Origin of the sequence: Corallococcus sp. CA041A, assembly GCF_003612075.1 — a bacterium.
In the GTDB taxonomy this organism is placed as follows: Bacteria; Myxococcota; Myxococcia; order Myxococcales; family Myxococcaceae; genus Corallococcus; species Corallococcus exiguus.
Genome location: NZ_RAWF01000497.1, coordinates 1 through 2,393 on the forward strand (window position 1 = coordinate 1; position 2,393 = coordinate 2,393).

3 protein-coding genes are annotated in these 2,393 nt (G+C 72.0%); all 3 read right to left on the reverse strand.

What is annotated here, in order from left to right:
* Nucleotides 1-83: 83 nt before the first annotated feature.
* Nucleotides 84-1,523: an IS66 family transposase gene (locus D7V77_RS41580; protein ID WP_120581676.1), complete on the reverse strand. Its 1,440-nt coding sequence runs from the start codon at nucleotides 1,521-1,523 to the stop codon at nucleotides 84-86.
* 115 nt (nucleotides 1,524-1,638) lie between these two features.
* Nucleotides 1,639-2,004 (reverse strand): IS66 family insertion sequence element accessory protein TnpB, encoded by a 366-nt coding sequence (tnpB, locus tag D7V77_RS41585; RefSeq protein ID WP_120581677.1) that lies wholly within the window; start codon nucleotides 2,002-2,004, stop codon nucleotides 1,639-1,641.
* A gap of 4 nt (nucleotides 2,005-2,008) precedes the next feature.
* Nucleotides 2,009-2,323: a hypothetical protein gene (locus tag D7V77_RS41590; protein ID WP_120581678.1), complete on the reverse strand. Its 315-nt coding sequence runs from the start codon at nucleotides 2,321-2,323 to the stop codon at nucleotides 2,009-2,011.
* Nucleotides 2,324-2,393: the final 70 nt, after the last annotated feature.

Below are 2,393 nucleotides of genomic sequence, written 5' to 3' on the forward strand. Positions count from 1 at the left end.
GTAACCGTCCGGCCAGTGACGTGCCGGGACGCTTGAAGACAGGCCCCGACCGTGCTCGGCGAGCGCCGCGAGGAGTGAGCTGTTCAGGGACTGGGCTGGAGGGGTGACTCGGGCGGGTCGGCGGTGCGTCGCAGTCTCCACTCGTGGGGCAGCAGCTCCCCGATGCGCGAGTGCGGGTGCGTCTGGACGCGAAGCAGCACGTCGGCCAGGTACTCCTCGGGATTGACCTGGTTGGCCTCGCAGGTGGCGACCAGGGCGTAGAGGCCGGCGAGATTCTCCCCCGCGGCCTCGTGGCCGACGAAGAGGAAGTTCTTCCGGCCCAGGGCCGCCTTGCGCAGCGCCGCCTCGGAGCGGTTGTTGTCCAGGGGCAGGCGCGCGTCGGAGACGAAGCGCGTCAGGGCGTCCCACTGCTTCAGGGCGTAGGAGAGGGCCTGGCCCATGGGGCCCTTGGGCAGGTGGCGCGGGGCCTGCGAGTCCATCCACGCGCGCAGCGCCGTGAGGACGGGGAGGCTCTGCTGCTGGCGCAGCTCGCGGTGCGCGTCGGTGCGCACGACGGCCGCGTCGCGAGCCAGGGCTTCCACGCGGTAGAGGGCGAGGATGAAGTCCAGGGCCTGGCGGGCTTCGGGCGCGGTGGGGAGCGCCTCGAAGAATCGCCGTCGCACGTGGGCCCAGCAGCCCACCCGCACGCGGCCCTCGGGCAGTGTCACCGCGTTGTAGCCCGTATAGGCATCCACCACGAGGGCGCCCCGGGTGCCGCCCAGGACTTCCTTCGGCGTCGTGCTGGCCCGGCCCAGGCTGAAGCGGTAGCCCAGCAGCCACTCCCCCGCGGGCGTCTGGGTGAGGAAAGTCCAGAGGTAGCCCTGGCGCGTCTTCTTCACGTCCAGCACGCGCACGGGCGTCTCGTCGGCCCACACCACCTCGGCGGCGGCAATGACTTGCAAGAGGTGCTGGGACAGAGGCAGCAGCACCGAGGCGGCCTGGTGGAAGAGGTCCGTCAGGGTGCTGCGACTCATGGGCACCCCACCGCGCTCAATCCGCTGGGCCAGCCGGTGCAGGGGCATCGCGTCGGCGCACTTGGAAACCACAACGTGCGCAAGGAAGCCCGGGCCGTACTCGCCCTTGTCCACCACCTTCGGCGGCGCGGGGGCCGTCACCACGCCCTGGCCGCACGCGCACGAGAGGACTTGCTGCACGTGCACCTGCCGCTCGAAGAAGGCGGGCACGTACTCGTACACCACCGTCCTTCGCCCCTCGCCCAGCGGCTTCAACTCCTCACTGCCGCACGCCGGGCAGTGCCTCGACTCGGGCGGCACCGCGTGCCGCACTTCGCGCGTCGGGGCCTCCTCGGCCTTCCGTGCGGCCCGCGCCCGGCGCTTCTCCAGGGCGGCCTTGGCCCGCGCCGCTTCGTCCTGGGGACTCGGGGCCGTCTGCCTCAATTCCTCGGCGACGGGCGGCAGCTTCTCGGCTTTGCGACCGAAGACACGCCGCTCCAGCGCGGCCATCTTCGACTCCAGCGACGTCATCCGCTCGCGGAGCTCCTCGGCTTCCTCCCGCCAGGGGCAGAAATGGTCCAGTGGAAGCTCGCGCGGCACCTGGAGCCCATACCGCGCTGCCCGCCCCCGCGCTCGCGCCGGGCCCTCAGGAGGCCGCGCGCCCGGGCGGTGACCAGGCCGGCGGGCGTCGCACGTCCGCCACGTCGATGCCGTCCAGCAGCATCGCCAACTGCGTGGCGTCCAGCGTCACCGCCTTCGCCTCCGCCTCCACGCGCGGCAGCCGGAAGCGGCCCGTCTCCAGCCGCTTGTACAGCAGCACGAAGCCGCCCCGGCTCCACGTCAGCACCTTGACTCTGTCGCCCTTGCGCGAGACGAAGGCGAAGAGGTGCCCCGAGTAGACGTCCTCGCCCCACTCGGCGCGCACCAAGGCCATGAGGCCATCAATCGACTTGCGCATGTCCACCGGCTCCACGGCCAGCACCACGCGCACCGAAGCCGGAAGCGCGAACACCCTCTCACCGTCCCAGCGCGGCGACGAGCCGGGCCACGTACGCCACGTCGGTGCCCACCGCGAATCGCACCCGCGCTCCGCTCGCGGCGACCACCTCCATCCCCGACTCCATCGCCGCGGGCGTCGTCGCCACCTGCACCGGCAAGAGTCTCACGGCTTCCGCTCGCGACGGCGCGGCCCGTCGTGCCCGGTACACCCACGACTGCAACGTGCTCAGCCGCACGCCCCGCGCCAACGCGAACTCCCGCTGCGTCTGCCCGCTGGCCTCGAAGGCTTCCGCGATGCGCGCCCACTCCGGCTTCTCCACCTGCTTCGCCATGCCCGGAAGCGTCCGCCGCGAACCGCTCCCCCGGCAATCCCTCACGGCACATCGTTGGCCGGACGGTTAC